The 23,497-nt window shown below is 60.6% G+C and carries 12 protein-coding genes; 4 read left to right on the top strand and 8 right to left on the bottom strand.

The genetic code is table 11. The features are described 5' to 3' along the window. Window positions 1-3 precede the first annotated feature (3 nt). From ACEW8N_RS13735 to ACEW8N_RS13700, 8 genes are all read right to left on the bottom strand, one after another. Complete coding sequence (locus ACEW8N_RS13735) at window positions 4-1,617, bottom strand: efflux RND transporter periplasmic adaptor subunit (RefSeq protein ID WP_373500403.1); 1,614 nt, start codon at window positions 1,615-1,617, stop codon at window positions 4-6. Window positions 1,618-1,952: 335 nt separating this feature from the next. Further along, window positions 1,953-2,672, bottom strand: a complete 720-nt coding sequence (locus ACEW8N_RS13730; RefSeq protein WP_373500402.1) for a PEP-CTERM sorting domain-containing protein — start codon at window positions 2,670-2,672, stop codon at window positions 1,953-1,955. 464 nt (window positions 2,673-3,136) lie between these two features. Beyond that, a complete protein-coding gene (locus tag ACEW8N_RS13725; protein WP_373500401.1) occupies window positions 3,137-5,284 on the bottom strand; it encodes a S8 family serine peptidase in 2,148 nt (715 codons plus the stop codon). A gap of 245 nt (window positions 5,285-5,529) precedes the next feature. Continuing rightward, window positions 5,530-5,952: a hypothetical protein gene (locus ACEW8N_RS13720; RefSeq protein WP_373500400.1), complete on the bottom strand. Its 423-nt coding sequence runs from the start codon at window positions 5,950-5,952 to the stop codon at window positions 5,530-5,532. Window positions 5,953-6,226: 274 nt separating this feature from the next. Then, on the bottom strand, window positions 6,227-8,419 hold the full coding sequence (locus ACEW8N_RS13715) for an Ig-like domain-containing protein (RefSeq protein ID WP_373500399.1): 2,193 nt from the start codon (window positions 8,417-8,419) through the stop codon (window positions 6,227-6,229). Window positions 8,420-8,437: 18 nt separating this feature from the next. After that, window positions 8,438-9,826, bottom strand: a complete 1,389-nt coding sequence (locus ACEW8N_RS13710) for a multicopper oxidase domain-containing protein (RefSeq protein WP_373500398.1) — start codon at window positions 9,824-9,826, stop codon at window positions 8,438-8,440. 16 nt (window positions 9,827-9,842) lie between these two features. Continuing rightward, window positions 9,843-11,045 (bottom strand): multicopper oxidase domain-containing protein, encoded by a 1,203-nt coding sequence (locus tag ACEW8N_RS13705; RefSeq protein WP_373500397.1) that lies wholly within the window; start codon window positions 11,043-11,045, stop codon window positions 9,843-9,845. A gap of 222 nt (window positions 11,046-11,267) precedes the next feature. Next, window positions 11,268-16,736: a hypothetical protein gene (locus tag ACEW8N_RS13700; protein WP_373500396.1), complete on the bottom strand. Its 5,469-nt coding sequence runs from the start codon at window positions 16,734-16,736 to the stop codon at window positions 11,268-11,270. 707 nt (window positions 16,737-17,443) lie between these two features. Here ACEW8N_RS13700 and ACEW8N_RS13695 point away from each other — a divergent pair. From ACEW8N_RS13695 to ACEW8N_RS13680, 4 genes are all read left to right on the top strand, one after another. After that, on the top strand, window positions 17,444-21,304 hold the full coding sequence (locus ACEW8N_RS13695; RefSeq protein WP_373500395.1) for an efflux RND transporter permease subunit: 3,861 nt from the start codon (window positions 17,444-17,446) through the stop codon (window positions 21,302-21,304). A 92-nt stretch (window positions 21,305-21,396) separates the two neighbouring features. Continuing rightward, window positions 21,397-21,891, top strand: a complete 495-nt coding sequence (locus tag ACEW8N_RS13690) for a nitrous oxide reductase accessory protein NosL (protein ID WP_373500394.1) — start codon at window positions 21,397-21,399, stop codon at window positions 21,889-21,891. 143 nt (window positions 21,892-22,034) lie between these two features. Then, window positions 22,035-22,352 (top strand): hypothetical protein, encoded by a 318-nt coding sequence (locus ACEW8N_RS13685; RefSeq protein WP_373500393.1) that lies wholly within the window; start codon window positions 22,035-22,037, stop codon window positions 22,350-22,352. Further along, window positions 22,349-23,479 carry an ABC transporter permease gene (locus ACEW8N_RS13680; protein WP_373500392.1) on the top strand — a complete coding sequence of 377 codons (1,131 nt, stop codon included), beginning with the start codon at window positions 22,349-22,351 and terminating at the stop codon, window positions 23,477-23,479. The genes ACEW8N_RS13685 and ACEW8N_RS13680 overlap by 4 nt, the downstream gene beginning before the upstream one ends. Window positions 23,480-23,497: the final 18 nt, after the last annotated feature.

Here is a 23,497-nt window from a genome sequence, read left to right as displayed (position 1 = left end):
CGCTCAATTTTCCGCCGGGGGATCCCCGCCGTACAACCGATGCTGAGGGCCTCTTTCCGGCAGATTGTGCCCAGACTCCCTTTCCATCTCCATTTCCATGACCGGTGTCCCCGAATTCAGGCCGTGCTCTCCGGTCATCCTGCCGCCGGCCTGCTCCATCATGCTGGGCTTGGCCAAAATCTGCACGGCGCTGTCAATCTTGAAATTGCCGTTGATTACAACCTTCTCCCCTTTTTTCAGCCCGTCCCTGACGACATAGTACCCTTTGGCACGGGGGCCCAAAACCACCTCGCGCGCTTCATAGGTTCCCGGATTCGATGGGATTTCTACGTAGACGATGGCCCGCCTTCCGGTAATCAGCGGCGCTGATTCCGGGATCGCCAGCGGTGGCTTCTCGTCGGCGGCCTTGCCGGGAACGCTGATGCCATCGGCCGACATTCTCGCATGGATGACCGAGCGGACGAGCATGTTGGGTTTCAGCTTTGTTTTGGGGTCCGTGTAGAGCACGCCGACCTGGAAGGTCCGGGTCTTCCGGTCAAAATAGGGGTCCATATATTGCACTTTTCCGGTATAGGTTTCTCCCGGAAAAGAATCCGTTTCAAACTCAGCCTCCTGGCCGATCCGGATCCAGGGGACGTCGGACTCGTAGGCGTCGAATTTCGCCCATATATTTTTGGGGTTGGCGATGGTGAAGATGGTCTCCCCGGTGTTGACGTAGGTGCCTTTATAGGCGTATTGCTCCAGAACAACGCCCGTGGTCGGGGTGGTCACTGTGGAGATACCGGAGGGCTGGCCCCGCGCCATGACATTATCGATGTCGGTCTGGGACAATCCCAACAGAAGCATTTTGCGCTGGATCTGATCCAGCTTGTCCTGGTCGGCCGCAAGGGCCGTCTGTTCCGCTTCGGAGAGATCGTCCTCCTGTGAAGGGATCAGGGATCTTCTCGCCGGCCGCATCAGCCGTTTGTAGCGCTGGCCCCTGGCCGGCCGGTAGTCGAGAGGGTCGGGATACTTTTTGAGTATCTCGAACAGATCCTGCTCCAGGAAATAGAGCTCGGAGGAATGCATATCAAAGAGCGGATCACCGCGTCTAACGGTCTGCCCGGCGCGCTTGACATAAATGCGGTCGATGACGCCCGGCGCAAACGCCGTGACCTGGTACTGCTCGACGGGATCGTATTCAATTTTGCCGAACAGCCGGACCTCGGCGGAGACGAATTTTCGCTCCACCGCCGCCACCTGAATCCCGGCGGCCTGGACCGCCTCCTCCGAAAACGACACCCGGGGCGGGCCTTCCTCGCGCCGCTGTTCCTGGGCGGGAACCGCCGCCAGCTCCATCCCGCATACCGGGCATTGACCGGGCTTTTCCATGGGTGGAACACAGTTCATCGGGCAGATGTAGAGCAGTTCCTCGGCGGCATCGACCGGCGACATCCCGGCGTGCTCATGGCCGGCGTTATCGATTGTTCCCGCCGGGGCGTGGTCATGGGCCGGGGGGTTGGCGGCGCCGGGCCCGCTGCCTTTCAGGCCGTAGCCCACGCCGAAACCCAGCATGACGGCGGCCACAATAACGACGAGCTGCCTGGGGAAGATGAACTTGTCGATGGGGATTTTCATGGATGTCACCGGTCCTCAATGGTAGTGGCCGATTGGAATGCCTCCCGGCCAGGTTCCGAATACGCTCCGCGGGAGGCCGCCGCGCCATCCCCAAGGGCGACCGTAGCGCATGTTGCACGGTCAGCCGTCAGCAGAGGAGATCTGGCGCGGTGATTTTTCTTGGGTGGAATCGAGAATACCACATCCTTTGCGTTTGCAAAAGCGCTGCGTAAGGTGAACGGTGGATGAGCGCCCTGGGTTCGGAGGGGAGGACTTGAGGCGCCGGCTTCCTTCCCCGGCCGCCGATCTGCGGCAGGGGAGGGAAGCCGGGTCGCATCGGGATTGATGCGATTGGGCTATGAATGGAATTTTCGCCTGAATCCGGCAATCCCGGCCAGGCCGATCCCGAGGACGACCATGGTTGCGGGTTCGGGAACCGGCACGGAATCGGCGACCCCGGTAAGACTCACCTGATGAAGCAGGAAGCTATTGTTGATGGCGCCTGCCGCAGGTGCCAAGACGATGGATCTGATCCTACCATCATTCAGTTCGTCCAACAGTCCTGCTGACGCCAGGTTCAATTCGAAATTGAAACCACCGTCGGCGATTCTACCGACATCGAAGACATCGTTAAACACAATCACATTGGGAAGCAAGGGGTCGGGAATCTGGATGCTTATTCGGATGCTCTCAAGATCGGTATCTTGGGATGTAAAATTGAAATACATAAACGCCGAGCTGATCGACATTGATAGGATATCCGGCAGGACAAAATCCGCGGTTGGCAGGTCATTTCTTACCCGAACATCCGCCTCTGTTGTGGCATTCCAGTTAAACAATCTCGCTCTTCCGTCCGGGGGCTCTGTCTGGTCGTTGTTGGCGTCAAGAAAGAAATCAAATGTCGCCCTGTATCCCATATCCGCACCGGGAGTTAGCAACCCCTTTTCAGCCATGGCAAAAAAATTATTGTCCGTTTTCGAACCAAGAAATGTCTCCGTAAACGGCAAAGCCCAAACGGTGCTTGACATTGCAAGACACAAACACGCCACAAACAAAGAGGATAGCATTCTTTTCATTTACCCGTTCTCCTTTCCTTGGCAAAAGTATTTACTGCTCCTAACGAAAACACCGGATGCAATGACCGGCATATTATTGAATCCGGAATCCCCGGGGGTATATCCCTGAGGAGGCCGGCTTTCCCGCTGCGTTGAACTGGCTGCTGTAAATGAAAGCAATAAACATGCCTTAAAGCTAACAATTTGTATTTAAACACTTTTCATTCATGGGCCTGTCCCACTTACCGAAAAATGTAAGAAATTCCGACAAGCATAGCCAATTGAAAACCACCGGATCTATCGCATAAAAACATAACATTCTAATTTTATATATTAATATAGACTTACCGGAAAGCATTAAAGTCATTTGATCTGTCTCAAAAAAGATGTCGGGATGCTTTACAATCCCATCGGAACCCGGCCTATGCCAGGGGCAGGGGGCCGATTTGCCGCTTCTGCCCCATTCGCGCCAGTTCCGTGATGTGCTACTTCAAAACGATGGATGCGGATTCCGATCCCTCGGGGCCGAACACCGTCACCGAGACGGGCCGCGATCCGAAGCTGCCTGCGAAGCTGTTGATAGCCCGCTGCCAGCGGCTTTTCGTGGCATTCCAGGTCATGTTGCGGGTGATGCTCCCGCCGTTCGCAAGGTACATGGTGACCTTCAGACCGGCCTGGGCGCCCAGTCCGCTTTCGGCGTAGACGGTGAGCTTGTCGGTGGAAACCTGGTAGACGGCATGGGTGATATCGATGGTCAGGTCATAGCCGTTGCAGTCCTGATCGATGCCGTCGTGCTTGACCTCCGGCGCCCCGGGGTAAGCCGCGGCATCATTGTCGTTGCAGTCGACATCGGCGGCGTATCCGTCGCCGTCGCTGTCCGGATTTAGCGGCGGGTCGTCGTCGATGATCGTCACCAGCGCACTGTCCGGATATCCCGGCACGGCGCCCCCGGTCGCGTTGGAAAGGGTCACCGTGAGGTCTTCATCGCCCTCGTGGACCGTATCGTTCAGAATCGTGATGGTAAACATCCGACTGGTCTGCCCGTCGGCAAAAGAGAGCGTGCCGGAGGCGGCGACATAGTCGGCCCCCGGAGCGGCCGTGCCGTTTGAGGTCGCGTAATCGACCGCGACCGCCCCGGCGCTGCCGCTTGTCCGGGTCACCGTCACGGTGACGCTGCCGCCGGCTTCATCTACACTGTAATCGCTCGTGCTGAACTGCAACTGACCGGGCTGCGGCGAGCCGCTGTTGGCGAGGAGCCAGTCATAGGCGGCGGCGGCATCCAGCAGGCCTGCGCCGTAAAGGTTATCCGGTCCGGCCGCCCCAAGGTCGGCCGCACTCTCGCCGATGGCGGATTCCATCTGGGATACCGTCGGGGTAATCCCCTGGCCGGCCATCGCGTTCAGGAGCAGGGCCATGGCGCCGGACACATGGGGCGTGGAGAAGGAGGTTCCGGTCACACTCACATAGGAGTTGGGGAAAATCCCCCCGAAGGTGAGATCCGATGCTCGAACGAGCTGCCCGGGCGCCGTAATTTCCGGAAAAACATCGCCGGCGCAGGCGGAAGGCCCCCGGCTGCTGAAATAGGCGATATTGCCGTTGCCGTCGACGGCGCCCACGGCAAAGCTCCCGGGGTTGTTGGCGGGGCTCACGCTCGACGGAGCCGAGGGGCCGGAGTTTCCGGCGGCAAAGGTCACCGCGATCTCCGCGGCCTTAAGAACGGCGATATCATCGGCGAATTCAGCGTTGCACTGGTTGTAGGTGCCGTCAAGGTACCACGAATTGTTGACGATATCGGGGCCGTCACCCGTGTTCGGGTTGCCGTCGGGATCGAGCACCCACTGGAACCCCAGGTGGATGTCGCTCAGGGAGGCCTGGCCCGAATCATCAAAGATCTTCACGGCGATCCACCGGGCGCCGGGCGCCATCCCAATGGCGCTGCCCCCGGCATCGCCGCCGACGATCAGCCCCAGGGCCTGGGTGCCGTGCCCGCTGGCATCATATGGCGCAGCATGCTGGCCGTTGGGGTCGTACCAACTGTTGGTGCCGCCCCGGTACCGGGGGCCGATGTCGGGATGGTTCAGGTCCGCGCCCGAATCCATGACGGCGACCACGACGCCGGTCCCGTCAAAACCCTGGGCCCAGAGGTCCGGCGCACGGACGGCATCGATGTTCCACTGGGGAGTGGCGGACCCTCCTGTCTCGCCTGCCGGCGCGGGTTCCGGCGGCAGGGTGATGGTCGCGTCGAATACTACCTTCTCCACGCTTTGGAGGCCGGCAAGATCATCGACGAGGGACGCCGGGACCCTTGCGGCAATGCCGTTAACAATCCAAAGAGATACCGGGTTCTTGATCTTGTTTTTTTTGAGGATCTGGAGCAGCTCCTTCTGCGTTGCGTCTTTTTTATCAATCAGCGATTTGATGATCTTGGAACTTCTGACGGCCTTGTCCTTGTCTGTGAAGGCCGTCAAGTCTACCGTGCCGTAAAGGTATATGATGACCGGAACCTCCTCGTCGGGCCCCAGGGCATTGAGTTTCGAGATCAGGAGCGGATCGATCTCGCCGGCGTGCGTCGCCGGCCCCGCCGCTGCACAGAGAATCAGAAAGAGCATAACAGCAAATAGTTGTCTTTTCATGGGTTCACCTCCGAATTATCGTTCAACTCAGGCATTTTCCTCCGGCCGCCGCTGGTTTTTCACTGTGGGAGAGGCTTTGCCGCCGCAGTCGTTGTGCCGTAACCAGGCAACGTTGCGATTGTAAAGCGCCTCCCGCGATGAAAAAATGGCCGCAACAGGAGATCGGGGGTTGCGCCGAAGGATCAATACCGGCGCATCGAACTTGCCGGGGCGTTCCGCTCCCCGATCCGGCTGTCACCGGCTTCTTACTGCACCGTCAGGTTTTCCGCCTTGAACTCCCCGATCACGACCGTGACCTTGTCCCCCTTTTGCACCAGCTTCGTCTGGTTTCCGAAGAACATCCAGTAGGTACGGCCTTCCTGAGGGTTGTTGGAGCTGCGCAGGGGCCCGACCTTGGCGGTCACGGGGACGGAGAGCACCTTGCCGGAATCCTGATGGATCAGGTAGGGTTTGGTCTCCCGCTTGAACAGCGAGGCGGCCCTTTGGGAATCCAGCACCTTGTAGCGAAAATCGATCATATTGCCGGCCATGGCCGTTCGCATGGCCACCACTTCCACGCCCCATTTTTCCGCCATTGCGGCCGGCGCAACCTCCTTGGACGGCGGGGTCGTGGCATCGCCCGTGGCCTGGAAAGCGGCGACGAGCAGCAGGACAAAGGTGAACATCATAAATTTCAGACACCCCTTTTTTATGAATTTTCTTATAATTTTCATATCTTCCATCATGGCCGTATCCTCTTTGAAAAGGTTATTGAATTGATCGTCATCCCATGCGTCGTCCGTAAAAACGTCTTCCGGCACGGCCCAGCCGATGCCTGAATGCTTGATTGGCTGCGGCCGGGACGGGGGTTGCCCCCCCGCCCGATATCGCATTGAATTCAAGAGAAATACACGCAATGGCAGCCTTCTCCGCCGAAGGGGGGAGAAGGCTTTTCATTGCCGATTACTGCCGCACATTCACCCGTACGTTGGCCCTGTTGGAAACAGCCCCGTCATCGTCTTCGACGCTGTACTTGAACAGGTCCGTCCCTAAATAACCCGGGGGCGGCTGGTAGGTGATGGTGCCGTTGTAGTTGTTGGTCACCAGACCGCCGTTCTTGGACAGTCTCGGGGCAGGGTTGAGGCAGTCATTGAATCGCACGCAGACCGTGGCCGGAGCGATAGCACCGTCCGGGTCTGAGTCGTTGCCGACCACGTTGATGGTGATGGCTCTAGTGACGCACGGCACCGTGGTGTTGTTACAGGCCCTGGTGGTGGCGAAATCGTCCACCGCCACCGGCGACTGGTTGGCGCCGGCCGTCACCGTGACCGTCACGGTGGCCGTATTGCCGACCCCCGTGCCGTCCGTTGCGCTATAGGTGAAGGTGTCCACGTACTCGCCCGTTACGGTCGGGGTGTAGGTGCAGGTGCCGCCCGGGGCGGCCGTATCGCAGGTCACCGTTCCGCTGGTTCCCTGGCTGAAGGTGTTAACCCTCAGCGCATCCCCGTCCGCATCCGTGTCGTTGGCCAGCACGTTGATCACCGCCGGCGTGTTGTCGTCGGTGCTCGCCGAATCGTTAACGGACGTCGGCGGGTCGTTCTGGGGGGTGATGGTGATGGTCGCGACCACCTCGTTGCTGGTGGCCTGCACCGTGTTATTGGTGGTGTTGACCGCTCTGGCCACGTAAGTGAAGGTGTCAAACAGGGTCTCGCTGCCGTTGTGGATGTAAGTAAATCCGCCGTCGGCGTTCAAGGTCAGCGCACCGTTGCCTGGCGCCGTCACCAGGGAGGCCCTGAGGCTGTCGGCGGCTAAGAAGTAGCCGCCGCGAGTGTCGTTGGCAAGCACGCCGGCTGCCGGTTGGATGAGGGTTCCGCCTTCATTGACGCTGTAGGCGTCTGCGAAGGCCACGGGAGGCGCCGTGTACGGCACCGGCTTGGAATCCGATCCGCCCTGGTCACTCGTCACTCCGGCCGTCCCCGGGTTTGCCGCAACACCCCGGGCAAAGAGTCGGTAGTCGAAATCGACGTTTCCGATATACGGCATGAGGCCATAGCCGGTCAGTGTCAGCACCGCACCGGGAGCTGCGCTGGAGTCGGCCCAGACCCGCAGTTCGCCAGCCGTAAGGTAGCGCGTCCGTAAAATAGCCACCGTGTCGCTCGCGGTTCCCGCGCCCACCTGGAGCCGGGCCAGCATCCCGCCTTTTCCGAAGCCGCCCGAGGTCAGGTGGTGCATGCGATCAAATAGCGGGTAGACCGCTTCCGCACCGGGCACCCATAGGGCATCGATAGTCTTGCCGGGGGCAAGATGGGCGGAGTACTGCTCCCTGGCGTAGGGATAGGGGTTGCCGTCCTCGGCGACCAGGTCCATGTACCCGCCGTTATAAAGCATGGGCGAGTGCGACTTGAGCCCGGCGTTCAGCATCCGGATCAGCAAGGTTTCTCCAACCCCGCCGGCGTCGAGAGGAGGCGTCGGAGCCAACGGATCAAAGGGCTTCCCATTGATGAGAAAGTACTTGGGTTTGTAGGTCAGCGGGGTTGCGCCGACCGCCGTTGCGTGCTGGGCGGGGTCGATCTCGCTGTAGAGCAGGACAACCTCGCTGTCGTAGAAAAGGCCCGGATAGGCCTCGCCCTGTGCGACATCCACCGCCAGGGCGAAGTAAAGCCCCATGGGCACCTGCAGGGCCGGATGGGTGCCGCTCTGGATCAGGAAGGAGCCGGGTTTGAGATTGGTCCAGGTGTAAGCGACCGGTCCTTCACCCGGCCCGGTTTCCACGTCGAAGGAGCGAACCCTTAGGGGGTCCGACGGCAACGGGACAGGCGTCAATTGTTTTGATTGGCCCGGAATGACGATGGAAACCGGGACCGGGAGGTTGTTGGTCAGGTTGATGGTGAGGTCGTCCCCCTCAACAGGTTTTACGGGCATATCAAACGGTTTCCACTGCGTTCCGGCATCCGCGCTGTCGAAGAACCCCCACATGGTGATGACTTGACCCGTGAGGGGTCCTGCGCCATCCGGGTCGGGCATGGTCACCGGCCGGGCCTCGGCCTTGAGGTTCAGCGTAACGCTTGCCGCAAGGGAGGGACCCGCCGCCAGGGCGACGGCAGCCAGCGCAAGGGCCAGCAGCCTGAAATATATCTTGAAAATAGTGTCATTCATATCCTCATCCCTCCTCTCTTAAGGTATCGTCACGCCCGGGGCTTCGATGATCAGCATGGTCAGCATGCCGCCGGGGAAGATGTCGTAGTTGGTCAGCTCCTTCTCCGTGTGGGAGTGCCACATGTAGCTGAAACCGCCGTTGGGATTGAGCCCGCCCTCCCCCGGAGGCAACGCCCCCGCCGTGCCCAGGAACGGACTGCCGCTGTACCAGCCGCCGAAGGCCAGGTCCTGCTTCTCGGGCAGGGTCACCGGAAACCGTTTGTTGTGGTCGGCGCAGTACTCGTAGGGGAAATCCGAGTTGGCGTCTGCAAAACCATCCGGCGGCGCCAGACCTGTTTCGTTGTTGACGATGTCGATGCAGTTGTGGGCATACATTGGATCATCGAGCGTGCTGCCGTAGATGTCCCAGTTGAGCCCCTTTCCGGTCCACTGGAAGATGGCGTCGACGGTCTCCCCCGGAATCGCGTTGATGGTGAAGCCTTCGTAGCTCAGGTCGGCTCCGCGGCCGGGGGCGCTCTCCAGCATTCGTCCGTCACGGGCGATGACCCGGGCGTGGTTGCCGTGGTGATGGAACGGGTGCATGTCGCGGTTCCCTCCGATGACCCGCATCAGCATGCGCTCACCGGGATGCATCCTCGGAACGGTGTTGTAGGGCTGGGTCGGCAGCCAGAAGACATTGGACTCTGACATGTCGTCCGGCGCCGTGCGCCCGTTGATGAACCAGTAGTTGGAAAAGTAGTCCGAGAGATAGTCGGACTGCCTCAACTGTGCGGCATCGGGTCCGAAAAACTGCACGGTGTCATGGATTCGGGGATCCATCTCGCTCAGGAGGAAGAGATACTCGTGGTCGAACCGGCTGTCCGGGTGATTGTAGGCGTAGTTGCCGGGAAAGCCGCTCGGCCTTACGATCAGCGCGCCCAGCAGCCCCATCTCCACCTGGAGCTCGGGCCGGGTGCCGCTGTGGTACATGTAGGTGCCGGGATGGCCGGCGGTGAATTGATAGGTGACCGTGCCACCGGGGGCCGCCTCGCTCGTCAGCAGCCCGGGAACTCCGGGATCCGTACCCTCAACCGTCACCGCCTGTCCCGGAAAGACCATGGAAACGTTGGGGATTGCACCGCCGCCCGCTACGGCCAAGTTGTTGGTCAACTGAACCGTAATGGTCTGGCCTTCGGTAACGATCAGCGTGGGGCCGGGGTACTGTGCCCTGGCACCGCCGTTGGCGTAGCCCCAGAGCAGCACGCTGCCGCCGTCGGCGGTGCTGATCCGGTCGACCCTGGCCGTCAGGTTGAAACTGGTTCCGCTGATGCCGTCGATTGCGGCCCCGGCGCTGCCCGTCAGCAGGAATAGAAGCACCGCCGCAACGAGGATGGGAACCCTTGAAATTCGATAGGTTGTTTTATTCATTGCCGTTCTCCTTTCCTTAGGGTGCAATGCGGATCTCGGTCATCATGCCGCCGAAATCCTCATCACCATTGGCCAGGTAGTTCAGGTCGGCCGCATAGAGGAAATACGTCCCAGCGGCCACGCCCGTGGTGTCTAATATTACGTCGTAAGATTCCCCGCCGCCCATGGTGACCGAGTTGGTCGTATAGTATAGGTCCTTGCCGTTCGCGCCCGGGCCCCGCAGCAGCCTGGCGTCCTTGCCCACCACCTGCATGGGGATGCCGAGGCTGGTCAGGGTGTAAAAGCGCGTGACCGCCAGGTTGGAGAGCCGCAGCAGGATCCTGTCGCCCCCATTGGCCTCCACCAGAGCGCTCAGCGGCTGGGTTGTCGTGGCCGGAGCAATCGGTTTGGCATCCGGCGGCGCTGCCGGCGCGGGCCCCACCGTATCCGGGTAGCCCCGTCCGTTGAGCATGGGGTAGTCGTCCCGCATCAGGGCAAAGGGCAGGGGCTGGACCCCCTCGCTGGAATCGTGAAAGGCGGAATCGAAAGAGCCGAGCTGGATGGCAACCTCCACGTCGTAGCCCGTGGAGCCGTCACCGTCGTTGTAGGCAAACTGGGTGAACCCGCCGATGGATTTGCCGTTTTGGGCGGGCCGGACGTACAGGCTTCCCAGCATGCCCATCTGCATGTGTTCCGTGGCCTCGACGTGGCAGTGGTACATGTAGGTGCCGGGCTCGTTGTTGAGGTAATAATAGGTCAGACTGGAGCCCATGTTGATGGCAATACCGCTCTCGGGCAACCCGTCGAAGATGTTCGACGACTCGGGAAAGCCGTGGTAATGGACGGTATGGGGATCGAAGAGGTCCGGCCGCATCACCATGCCCACGTTGGACAGGGTCAGGTAAAAATGGTCTCCCTCGTCCAGAACGATGGGCGGTGCCGCGAAGGTTTGCGCCAGCAGACCTTTCTGCAGGACTTGATTTTCAGGGATTCCCGTGACGTCGGCAAAACCGAACATGTACATGGGGCGCCCGTCCGCCATGGTGATGAAGCCGTCGCCGCCGGTCAGGTGCAAGCACTTGGTGTCGGCGGGCTGGATTTCTCCAGGGGAGTTCCAGGCGGCGTCACCGTCGGTGTCGCCCGGGCACTGAACGGAAACCGCCGCTCCGGACGGCATCGCGACAAACACGAGCATACCGATCATCAGGAGCGGGATTAAAAATCGATAAGGTTTTTTCATGGTGACACCCCTTTCGTTTTGGACGGAGTTTACCGGGATGTGATCTTGGTATGTCCATATCCGTGGCGGTCTGCGGAAAACTTCGTCCTGAGTTGAATCTTTTGAATATCTTTACCGTCCTGCCCTGCCTGTCTTGATACAGGCAGGGCTGCGGGGATACCAAGTTGGGCCCGCCGGTGGTTCGCCAGCCGGCGGGGATGGTCTATCTCTTTAAATCCATGGCTAAAATCCGCCGAACAGATTTTCATCGGCCCCGATATCGACACCCGGGCCGATGGGCCGGGGATCACCGTCGAAATCCGTTCCAAGGATCACGGCGCCTGACGCAAACCCCGCGTTCAAAGCCGTTGAGGCGATGCCGATATGGTAATCCGCGCAGGTACCCGGATCGTTGTTGTTCGGGTTCGGATCGTCGCACAGGGTCAGCGGCCCGAAGCGCACCCGGATGAAGTTGCCGCCTTCGTCGAAGGCCGCCGGCACGCCGATCGCGGTGGTGGGCTCGCCCGGCACCACGGTGGTGCCGCGTCCGCCGTTGAAGTATTCGTTCACGAACGCCGGGTTGGCGCCGCTTGCCGTATCCTGGTTGTTGGCCACATAGGTGTGGCCCGCGTCCTCAGATCTGTCGGTGAGGATGCTCCAGCGCGGATCTAAATACTGCGCCGTCAGCGTCCCCAGCACCCCCAGGTCGTCGTAGACCGGGGCTGCGCCGCCGGCACCCACATCGGGCACCAGCCCCGTGGTCGCCGGGATCTGGCTGGGGTCGATCTTGAAGTAGAACGACCGGTTGTGCCAGATGACGTTGTCCAGCAGGAACGGGTTGGGGTTCTCCGGGTCGCAGAACTGGCTGGTGCAGCCTATGGTGGCGAGCAGGGTGCTCAGCCCGGCACTGTGGGCCCGGGCAACGATGCCTGCCGGCTGCGGGCTGGACTGGTTGGGGCTGCTGGGGGAGAAGGCCCCGGCAGCAGTCGCCGTGCTGTCGTTATTGGCCACGGTGTTGTGCATGATCCGCACCCGGGCGGTGTCGCCTCCCAGCGAGATGCCGCCGCCGGCCAGCCCGGCCACGTTGTTGATGATCATGTTGTTGGCGATGTCGATCAGATGCCACCCGTTCTCGTTGGCTCCGGAAGCCTGCACATCCTGGCCGTTGACCTGGCTGGTGCGGATGCCGCCGCCGTCACCGGCGCCGGCCGCGTTGCCCAGGATCAGGTTGGCGTTCACCGTCACCCGGCCGGAACCCTGGGTCAGGGTATCGGTCCCGAACGGCGCCAGGCCGCCGATGAAGATGCCGCCGCCGTTGAAGGTCTGGCCCTGGTTGAAGTTTTCGTTGAAGAGAACCTTGTTGTTGGCGATGAGGCCGTTGTTGCTCAGCCCCAGGTGGCCGATGCCGCCGCCGTCCCTGAGGGAGAAGTTGCCGCAGATCCAGTTCTTGGTGACTTCATAGTTGTCGGACCCGGTGCAGAGCGACACGCCGCCTCCGGCCCCGCCCTGGCCGCCGTTCTGGCTGATCTGGTTGTTGAAGATGCGGACGTTGTCATTGTCGGCATCCTGGTAATTCTCGGCCAGCGGGTTGATCATCTCGGGGTGGCCCACACGGACGCCGCCGCCGAAAAAGCCGCTGTTGTTCTTGACCACGTTGTTGGCGATGTCTATGAAATCACCATACCCGCTGACGACGATGCCGCCGCCGGTCGAGGCGCCCTTGATGGTGAAGCCGGAGATTCGGGCCCCCCGGTTGACCTGGACGCCTGCCTGATTCCTGTTAAAGGCTCTGGGACCGGATGCCTTGGCCAGCACCAGCACCCCGGCGCCCTCCTCGGTAAAGAGCGTCCCGGGTTCAATGCCGCCGAAAGCGACCTCCTGCCCGGGCAGCAGGTCGACATCGCCGTTGGTCACCAGTTGTTCAAGCTTCTCCCGCCATGCCTGCAGTTTCTCGGCCGGCTGGTTAATGGCGTTGATGAGGGTGTCTCCAGCCCCCCAGCCCTGAAGCTGGACGGGCTTCCACATGATCACCATCTCGTTGTAGTTGCCGGGTCTTACCAGGATGAGATCGTTGATGCCGGCCTGGTCGATGGCCCGCTGGATCGGTCCGTTTCCCTGGGCGTCAACGGGGCCGGGAGAGACAGTTCTGACGCTCGCACCGGCCCGGAGGCCCTTCTGGACCGTCATGCCCATGATGGTGGAGACGCCGGTGGCGCGGGTTACCACCAACGGATGTCCGCCGACGGCGAGCGCGTTCAGTTGCGCGGGAGTCAGGGCCGCCACGATTCTTCCATTATTCCAGGTGGTGATGTTCGTCAGCGGCACCCCACCTAACGTCACGGTGCCCCGCTGCCCGCCGAAGCCGTAGTTGCGCGAGATGGTGGGAGGCGTTGTTCCGCCCACGCCTTCATACTCGGGATTCGGAACGGAAACCTGGCCCATGGACTGGATCGTGATCGATTGCCCCGCCCTGATCGTTCCATTAGAATTCAAGGCAATGTACGGCCCGCCGCCCACCCCGTTGCCGCCAACAGTGACCCGTCGGATTCTGGGCGTCGCGTCCGGGAACTCGCAGTCCAGCGGGTACTGGCCGGGTCCGGCGAAAGCCGCCGTGGGCACCACCGGCGTATCCAGGTAGGTCGTGGACCCGGGCATGTACTGGAAGGTGTAGCAGAACGTGCTGTACTGCGGGTTGAAGAGCGGATCCTCGGTCCCGTCCGCCAGGGTCGGGTGGTTCATGCAGGTGGTCAGCATGTTGGGGGACATACCGCTGGGCTGCGGCAGGTTCGCCGTGTAGGTGGAGGGCACCAGCGCGTTGTAGACCCCGTACTCGTCGGAGTAGGTCCGCGAGATCTCCCGCCCCTGCCAGTCCTGGATGGATACCGGCAGGAAGGGGGGTGCGAACTTCTCGCCGAACGTGGGCGCGGCCGGATCGAATTCGTTGGCGGTGTCGTCCAGGATGAAGCCGATGATGTGGCCCGCAACCGGCACTTCCGTGAAGAAGTTGAAGTCCGCCGCCGCATTGGCGCCGGTGCTGAGGGTCACCAGCTTGCGGTCGCAGAGGGGCTGGGTCGTGCCGCCGAAGTTGGAGCCCACCGGTACGCCGGGGAAGAGCGTCAGCTCGGCCGGCACCTCATGGGGGCCACCCACGCAGGGCGGGGGCAGCAGCCCCGGGCTCGGGATATAGCTTTCGCCGAAATCCACGTTTCGGTCCTCCTGCATGGCGATCTCGTAGGCCGGAGGCGGACTGGCCTCCACGATGTACAAGCCCTCGGGAAGGGGGGTCGCCACGCCGTTGGGGTTCCATGGCGGCAGAACATTCCCGTTGTTGGGGTTGATAAAGTATTCGGTGAAGGCGTAGCCGCCGTCGAAAACCCCGGGCCGCACCTGATTGAAGTTGCGGATGCCGTCGTAACAGTCGGTGCGCACGCCCCGGAACTCGAAGGGGGCTTCACCGGGAACTGAGGCGTTGGCGCCGTACTGGCAGTTGCTGGGCAGGTTGTCGTCCCAGCTGTCGGTGGTGGTGATCATGATGGCGTCGCCGAAATTGAAATTGGTGGTGTTTCCGCTTCGGTTGACGTCTTCCGGACCCATGCCGGTACAGGTATCGCCGCACAAGCTCGGGTTCCAGTTGAAGGGATAGTTGTCGATATCGGCATAGTTGAGGCCGTTGTTGTTGCGATCATCGGGAATCTGGTCCGATCCCGGCAATCCGGTGGCGTTGATGACCTTGTCTTCATACAGGGTGACCTGCACCCTCGGGATGCCGGGCTCCCACAACTCGACCGCGGCCTTGGCGGGGTCGTCCTCGGCCCGGGTGACCGCATAGTAGACCACGCCCGAGATGCCGCCGTTCTCGCCGCGGCCATAGGATGTCTTGCCCCACTGCATGACGCTGGTCTGTCCTAAAAAGCCCTGGAATCCCTGCGTCAGCACCGGCCCTTCCTCGGTCCGGTTCGTTGCCGTGGTCACACCGATGTCCTGATCAGGGGGATTTCCCTGGGGCTGCGGGTTGAGCTGGCTGCCGAATGTCGACGGATCACCGAAGGGGATGGGACCGCCGTCATCCACCGTGACCGTGACGCCGGTGGCCTTGAACCGTAAAAAGTCCACCTCGGCAACGAGCCAGGAGAAGAACGGAAAAACCTCGTCAAAGGGCACGAAGCCCTCGCTGTCGGTGGGGAAGGACTGGTAGACAGTGCCGTCTCGCCAGCGCAGGTTGACGGCCTGCTCCGGGATCGGGGTCAATTCGTTGGCGTCGCGAACCCCGTTTTCATTGGTATCCAGGAAGACCTCGTGCTCCAGCCGGGTGAACCATTGAAAAACCGGAACGTCTCCCAGGTCGCAGTCTCCGTCGACGGTGTTGCAGGTACCGTCGGCCTTTACCGTGATGCCGTGGAAGCCGAAAATGAGGTCCATGTTGTCGTCAAAGACGACCAATTGATAATCGCCCGGGGGAACGGCCGGGATGTCAAAACTGCCGCCGTCCGTTCGGGCCACATAGATGCCCTCGGATGCGCCGGCCAGCCCCGCGTTGTTGTTGAGGCCGATCCATGGGGTGGTGTGGGTGAAGGGGGCGCCGCTGTAAAAGGCGCTGCCCGGCGGCCGGGAGATGTGCAGATTGGTGACCTGGCCGGAGATGGTGGCGCTGCTTCCGTTGGCTGATGGGATCTTGTTGAATTCTTTAACAAAGCCAATAAAGGCATGATATCCCGGCGGGCCGAATTCCGCGAAAAAAGGCGGCTCGTTGGCCTTGACCCAGGCGTCGATGACCTTCTTGCCCTCGATGGTGGCGGTCTGCTGGTATCCGCTGCCCACAGGCGGCACGGCCTGGACACCGTACTTGCCGGGCGCCAGGTTCTTGATGGTGATCGTGCCGTCCGGACCGGTGACGAGCGGGTGGGATCCGCTGATGATGGGGTTGCCGTCGGCGTCAAGGCACCCGAAGTTCGTGTTGGGGTCGCCGTCCGGCTGTCCGAAGGCGTCGCAGGTACTGAGGTACTCGGTGCCCAGATTGTTTCCGAAGGCGTCCTTGGACTGAGCACCGGCGCAGGCGCCGTATTTCCCGCAGGCGTCTTCAAGCAGGATCGAGAAGCCCGCAAGCCCTTGCTCCGTGGCATCCGGGGCGTTGTTGATGGGTAGCGTGTCCTCGAAAACAAAGATGGTGATCTGTGCCGTGGGGATGGGGTTTTCGTTAAGGTAGACGGTGGCGCTGGCATTGCCCGCGGCGTCGAACTCAACGGCCGCACCGCCGATGGAATAAGTTCCCGCTTCTTTGGGAATCACGGACACATGGTAGTTCTTGTCGGAATCCAAATCGAGGGAGGCCAGCGCCGTCTCTCGAGGGTTCGCTGTATCCAGCGGAACCGATCCCTTGGCCACTACCGGCATGTAACTGCGGTGGAAGCTCACCGACAGGGTGTTCTTCAGGGGGTCGCCCACCCGCCAGTTGGGGTCGAGAATCGGGTTGCCGGCCGCATCGGTCTGAACCTGGCCGCTGGCGTTTCGCTGGACGTGATAGGTCTGGTCCTCCTCGATCAGCCAGCGGTATTCCGACAGGGCTGTGGTCGTGCCGTCCTTGTTGACCCCGTTGACTGTCAGATTGACCGCCGCCAGGGCATTCGCACCTAAAAATGCGCCGATAACCAGGGTGAGCAACACCCAGCTACCGATCCGTACCTTTGGAATTGAATCGAAGTAACTTTGCATCATTCTGCCTCCTTATGGTTTCATCTATTGTTTTGGGAACGGTAAGATCACAAAGAGCATCAGCAGAGGCCGCCATGGATCTCTCCGCCGAGACAGGCTGGAATCAGTTGATTATGAGAGATCAACAGGAATTAATCGCTCACCACCGCGCGGGATGTTGATTCGTCCACAGGTTCCGTTGATCGGCAAATAGTGCACAGGAGCCGCTGGACAGCGCTGAGAATAGAGACCGTCCTGCTTATGTCAAACCCTACCGCTCAAGGCATGCAGGCGCTGTCAGCAGACTCGGGGGAAGAAGGTAATATTCCCGATGCTCATGGGGAAAATTTAACATTTCCAGTAGACGCAACGTAAAACAAAAGCCAAACGGAATAAATCAGGGTTTCCCTGTTTTTGGGGGGAGAAAAACCTGACATTATTAACTGACCCGCAATATTTTTTTGGAAATTGCTTTTTGATGAGAATCAGGGTATGCAGGAATCGCTCCCCGGTTAGGCCGTTCCGTGGCGACTGGATGTCAGTCAAGACATGGTTGCCGCGTTAATCATTCGATATGGATATCTTTTTCACCAGCAATCTGGATCGGCACGCCGTTTTCAAGATACTGACATCAAAATAATCCGGCCGGTGTTATGCCCGAGCGCACATCCAACAGGACAGGATCCGCGTCACCAATCGAACGGATGATACGGTTTTGCCTGCAAAACGGGATGATTGTTTTTCTGGTGGTCGTCATCCTCATTGGATGGGGGCTGGTGGTGGCGCCGTTTGACTGGCAGATGGGCGGGCTGTGGCGCGACCCCGTTCCCGTGGATGCCATTCCGGACATCGGCGAAAACCAGCAGATCGTTTTTTCCGAGTGGCCCGGCCGGTCCCCCCAGGATGTTGAGGATCAGATCACCTACCCTTTGACCGTCGCCCTCCTGGGCGTCCCCGGCGTCAAAACCATCCGCGGCTATTCGATGTTCGGCTTTTCCCTGGTCTACATGATTTTTGAGGATCAGATCGATTTTTACTGGTCCAGGTCCCGGGTCCTGGAGCGCCTCAACAGCCTTCCGTCGGGCGAGTTGCCCGAGCGCGTCCAGCCCACCCTCGGACCCGATGCCACCGTGCTGGGTCAGGTGTTCTGGTATACGCTGGAGGGCCTGGATTCCGGGGGGAAGCCGGCCGGTGGCTGGGATCTCCATGAATTGCGGACCGTTCAGGACTGGTACGTTCGGTATGCCCTGATGTCGGTGCCGGGCGTGAGCGAGGTGGCTTCCGTAGGGGGGTTTGTTCAGGAATACCAGATCGACGTGGACCCTGATCGGATGCGATATCGCAACGTCACCTTGGAGGAGGTTGTCAATGCGGTGCGCCGGGCGAACGTGGATGTGGGCGCCAGAACCATCGAGGTCAACAAGGTCGAGTACGTTATCCGCGGTCTTGGCTTTGCCAAGTCCGTCGAGGATATTCAAAACGCCTTTATCCGGCTTGAAAATGACATTCCCATCCTGGTGAAAAATGTCGCCGGCGTCTCCCTGGGACCGGCGTCAAGGCGCGGAGCACTGGATAAAAACGGGTCGGAGGCCGTGGGCGGTGTTGTCGTCGTCCGGTACGGGGAAAACCCCCTCGCAGTAATCCAGCGGGTCAAAAAAAAGATCGCTGAAATCTCTCTGGGTCTGCCTAGCCGCACCCTGCCCGACGGCAGGGTCAGCCGGCTCAACATTGTTCCCTTCTACGACCGTACCGGGCTGATTCTGGAAACCCTGGGGACCCTCGAGTCGACCCTCACCCAGGAAACGCTGATCACCATCATCGTGGTGCTGATCATGATGCGCCACCTGAGCTCCGCTCTGATCATCTCGGGGATGCTGCCCCTGGTGATTCTGTTATGCTTCATCCCGATGAAGCTCTTCGGCGTCGACGCCAACATCGTCTCCCTGTCGGGCATCGCCATCGCCGTCGGCACGATCGTGGACATGGGCATCATCATCACCGAAAACATCCTGCGGCATCTCGAAACGGCAGGCCCGGAAGAGGACCGGATGGCATTGGTGCTGCGGGCCACCCGGGATGTGGGCGGGGCGGTCGTCGCGGCGGTGTCGACCACCATCGTCAGCTTTCTGCCGGTATTCACCATGGTGTCCGCCGAGGGAAAGCTGTTCCGGCCCCTTGCCTTCACCAAGACGTTTGCCTTGATGGCATCCATGGGGATCGCCCTCTGCGTCCTGCCGCCCTTGGCCTATGCCGTCTTCGTCCGCAGAAGAAACCTCAGGATACCGAAATGGCTGCTCCGGGAAGGGGTAATTTACGCCGGCGCCGTGGTTGCCTTTGCCCTGAACTGGAAAATCGGGCTTTTCATCGCCCTCATCGGCGGGATGAGTCTCGTGGCGCTGCGGCTCCCCCCAACGTTCGGAAAATGGGCGGGGGAAATCAACACCGCGATCATCTTCATGGGTGCGGCCCTGCTGCTGGCTTACATCTGGCAGCCTGTCGGCGTGTCCCGAGGCCTGTTGCGCAATTTCGTTTTCGTCGGCGCCGCCATCGGCTTGATCCTGGGTGCTTTCCTTGCGTTTCAACACTGGTACGACCGCATCCTGGGGTGGTGCCTGGAACACAAGGTCATCTTTCTATCCCTTCCGGCCGCCTGTCTGGTTCTGGGGGTGGTTGTCTGGCTGGGATACGGGGCCGTCTTCGGATGGCTGCCCCGGCTCTTTACCGAAACCCCGACATCCGAGTACCTGACGCGAAAATTTCCCGGCCTCGGCAAGGAGTTCATGCCCCCGCTGGACGAAGGCGCCTTTCTGTACATGCCGGTGACCATGCCCCATGCGTCCATCGGGGAGGTGCTGGATATCCTGCAGCGGCAGGACCGGGCCGTGGAGGCCATCCCCGAGGTCAAGACGGTGGTGGGCAAGCTGGGCCGCGCCGAAAGCCCCCTGGACCCGGCCCCCGTATCCATGATCGAGACCCTCATCGAATATCACCCGAGATTCCTGGCAGATGAAAACGGCGCCATCCTGCGGTTTCGATATACCACCGATGCGGCAGATTTCTTCCGGAGCCCCGATGGACGCCCGCTTTCGGCTCCGGACGGAAAGCCCTATCACATCAACGGCCGCTATGAAAGGGACGAGCATCGTCAGTTGATACCCGACCCTGGCGGCCATCCGTTTCCATTGTGGCGGCCGGCCCTGGATCCGAGGATCAACGCCGGCAGGGAAGCATGGGCCGGCGTTAATAACGAAGATGACATCTGGAGGGAAATTCTGAGAGCGGCGACCCTTCTCGGGACAACGGTGGCACCCAAGCTCCAGCCCATTTCCGCCAGAGTCGTCATGCTGTCCAGCGGGATCAGGGCGGCCATGGGCGTAAGGGTCTCCGGCCCGGACCTGGCCTCCATTGAGAACGCCGCCAGACAGATCGAAAAACACCTGAGAGACGTGGGATCCATTGATCCGCTGTCGGTCATCGCCGACCGCATTGTCGGTAAACCTTACATCGAAATCGAGATCGACCGCCGCGCCATCGCCCAATACGGCATAGACCTCCAGCGGGTGCAGGATGTCATTGAAACCGCCATCGGCGGCAAACAGATTACCACGACGGTTGAAGGAAGAGAACGGTATCCTGTCCGCGTAAGGTATATGCGGGAGCTGCGGGATCACATCGATACCATCGGCCAGGTGCTCGTCCCCGCGCAGGACGGCGCCCAGATCCCTTTGATTCAGCTGGCGGAGATCCGTTATGTGCCCGGCCCCCAGGTCATCAAGACCGAAAACACCTTTGTCGTCGGATACGTCCTGTTCGACAAGAAGCCCGGCTTCGCCGAAACCAATGTGGTCGAAGAAGCCCGGGCCTATCTTATCGACAAAATCGAGACCGGTGAGATAAAACTACCCCCGGGTGTAAGCTTCGGCTTCACCGGCAACTATGAAAACCAGGTCCGGGCCGACCGCAAGCTCCGGGTGATTCTGCCGCTGGCCCTCGCCATCATTTTTCTCATCCTCTACCTCGAATTCAAATCGGTGACGACCAGCGCGCTGATTTTTTCGGGCGTGGCCGTGGCCTGGTCGGGCGGATTCATCATGATATGGCTGTATGCCCAGCCCTGGTTTCTCGACGTTTCGGTGTTCGGCATTTCCCTGCGGGAACTCTTCCAGGTTCACCCGGTCAACCTTTCGGTGGCCGTCTGGGTCGGGTTCCTGGCCCTTTTCGGCATCGCGGAAGACGACGGCGTGATCATGGCCACCTACCTGAACCAGACCTTTGCCGGCGCTTCGCCCCAAACCGTTCAAGAGATCCGCAAGGCCACCATTGGCGCCTGCCTCAGGCGGGTACGGCCCTGCCTGATGACGACCGCCACCACGGTCCTGGCCCTCATCCCGGTGTTGACCTCCCGGGGTCGCGGTTCCGACATCATGATCCCCATGGCCATCCCCACCTTCGGCGGCATGATCCTGGAGGTCATGACCATGCTGGTGGTGCCGGTGCTCTATTGCGCAATCCAGGAGATGCGGCTCAAGGAAAGGATGACGGTGTCCGGTGGGCTCAGTTTGAAAGAATCCGGCAACATCAAAATCCCTTGACCTGCATGGGCGTCTCTTGTTTAAAATGGAGAAAAATCCATTATGAATTCTACGATCCATATCCATCAACCCACAAAAAAAAGGAGACCAACATGAAAAAGCTGGTAATGTTCGGCATGATGATGTTTTTATTGACCGGTGCCCTGAGCGCCTTCGCTCAAGACGACATCGCCGCACACCCCGCCTGCCCGCTCTGCGGCATGGACCGCGCCAAGTTTGCACACTCCCGGGTCTATGTCGTCTATGACGACGGCGCGAAGATCGGCACCTGCTCCATCCACTGCGCCGCCATCGACATGGCCGTCAACGTCGGGAAAACCCCCCGGGAGATCATGGTGGGGGATTACAACACCAAGACCCTCATCGACGCCGAAAAGGCGACCTGGGTCATCGGCGGATCGAAGATGGGCGTCATGACCCACCGGGCCAAATGGGCCTTCGCGGATGACACCGCCGCCCAGAAATTCATCGCTGAAAACGGCGGTACGAAGGCGACCTTCGACGATGCCTTTAAGGCGAGCTTTGAAGACATGTACAACGACATCAACATGATCCGCGAAAAGAAGAAAAAGATGAAACACCAGTAGGGGCAGGCCTGGGTGCCTGCCCTTCCCAATGCACCCGGGCAACGACAAGGGACTTGCCCCTGCATTGAAAAAATAGCCGTAGGGGCAGGCCCCCGTGCCTGCCCTCCCCATGCACCCGGGCAACAGCAGACAACGGATTTTTCATGAGAAGATCGACGATATTTCTGATCCACACCGCCGTCCTGGGAACAGGCCTCGTGCTGATGATTGCGATCCATCCGCGCCTGAATTTGCCGTCCCGCGAGATGATCGTGAAAAACAACGCCATGCTGGTCCAGAAACTCGATATCACCGATCTCTGCCTGTTTACCGAGGTCCGGTATACGCGGCACCTGTCCCAGGCGGATCTCTTTTCGGCCTTTCAGGAATCGCCCCTGGCCCTGGAGCATTATCCCTCGGGGTCGATGACCCGGCCCCCGGCGTGGATGACCCCGGGGCAGGGAACAGGGGAGGGGCAATGATCGAAAAGCAGCGATACTTCCTGGATTTCGCCATCTCTTCCCTGCTTCGCAGGAAATGGAAGAACCTGTCCCTCGCCCTGGTCTACACGGCGATGGTGTTCCTGTTCACCTCGGTGGTCTTCTTTGCCGACGCCATCCGGAAAGAGGCCGCGGCGGTATTGAAAGAGACGCCGGAGATGGTGATTCAACGGAATATGGCCGGCAGGCACGACCTGATCCCCATGGAATACCAGAGCGCCATAGCAGAGATCCGGGGCGTGAACGATGTCCAGCCGCGGCTCTGGGGGTACTACTACCATCAGGCCGCGGCATCCAGCTACACGGTGACGGCGACCCGGAACTTCGATCTCGCGGATGACGAGGCCGCCATCGGCAACGGCGTGCTCCGGACCTGGGGTACGATCCGCGACAAGGAACTCTACATCCGGGGATATGACGGAACGCCCGTCGTCCTGAAAATCAAGACCGTCCTCACGGCGGAGACGGACCTGGTGGCGGCGGACCTCATCCTCATCACCGAAGCCGCCTTCCGGCGCATTTTCGGGGTCCCGGCGGGCTTTGCCACGGATATGGTCGCCCGGATCCGGAACCCGAAGGAGGCCCTGACCATCGCCCAGAAGGTGTTTGTCCGCCTCCCGGACACCCGGCCGGTGCTGAAAGAGGATATTCTGCGAACCTATGCCTCCATCTTCGATTGGCGGAGCGGCTATATCATCGTCCAGCTTTTCGGGGCCATGCTCGCCTTTCTCATCTTCGCCTGGGACAAGGCCACCGGCCTCACGGGCGAGGAGCGGACGGAGATCGGCATCCTCAAGGCCCTGGGGTGGGGCACGTCGGACATCCTGCTGCTCAAATTCCAGGAGGGCCTCTTCATCTCCCTGAGCGCTTTTCTCGCGGGGGTGGCGGCCGCGTACGTCCACGTCTTTTTTTCCCGAGCCCCGCTCTTCGAACATGCCCTGAAGGGCTGGTCCGTGCTCTATCCCTCGTTCAAGCTCCACCCGGACATCGATGCCTTTCAACTGGCGGCCGTTTTCGCCCTGACAGTGGTTCCCTATTCGATCATGACGATCATCCCCGCCTGGAAGGTATCCGTTACCGAGCCCGATGCGGCCATGCGCAATGTCTGAACACCCCCGGAAGGATGA

It is taken from the genome of Desulfococcus sp., from assembly GCF_041737845.1.
Taxonomy (GTDB): domain Bacteria; phylum Desulfobacterota; class Desulfobacteria; order Desulfobacterales; family Desulfococcaceae; genus Desulfococcus.
This window is presented reverse-complemented; position numbering and strand designations above follow the sequence as displayed.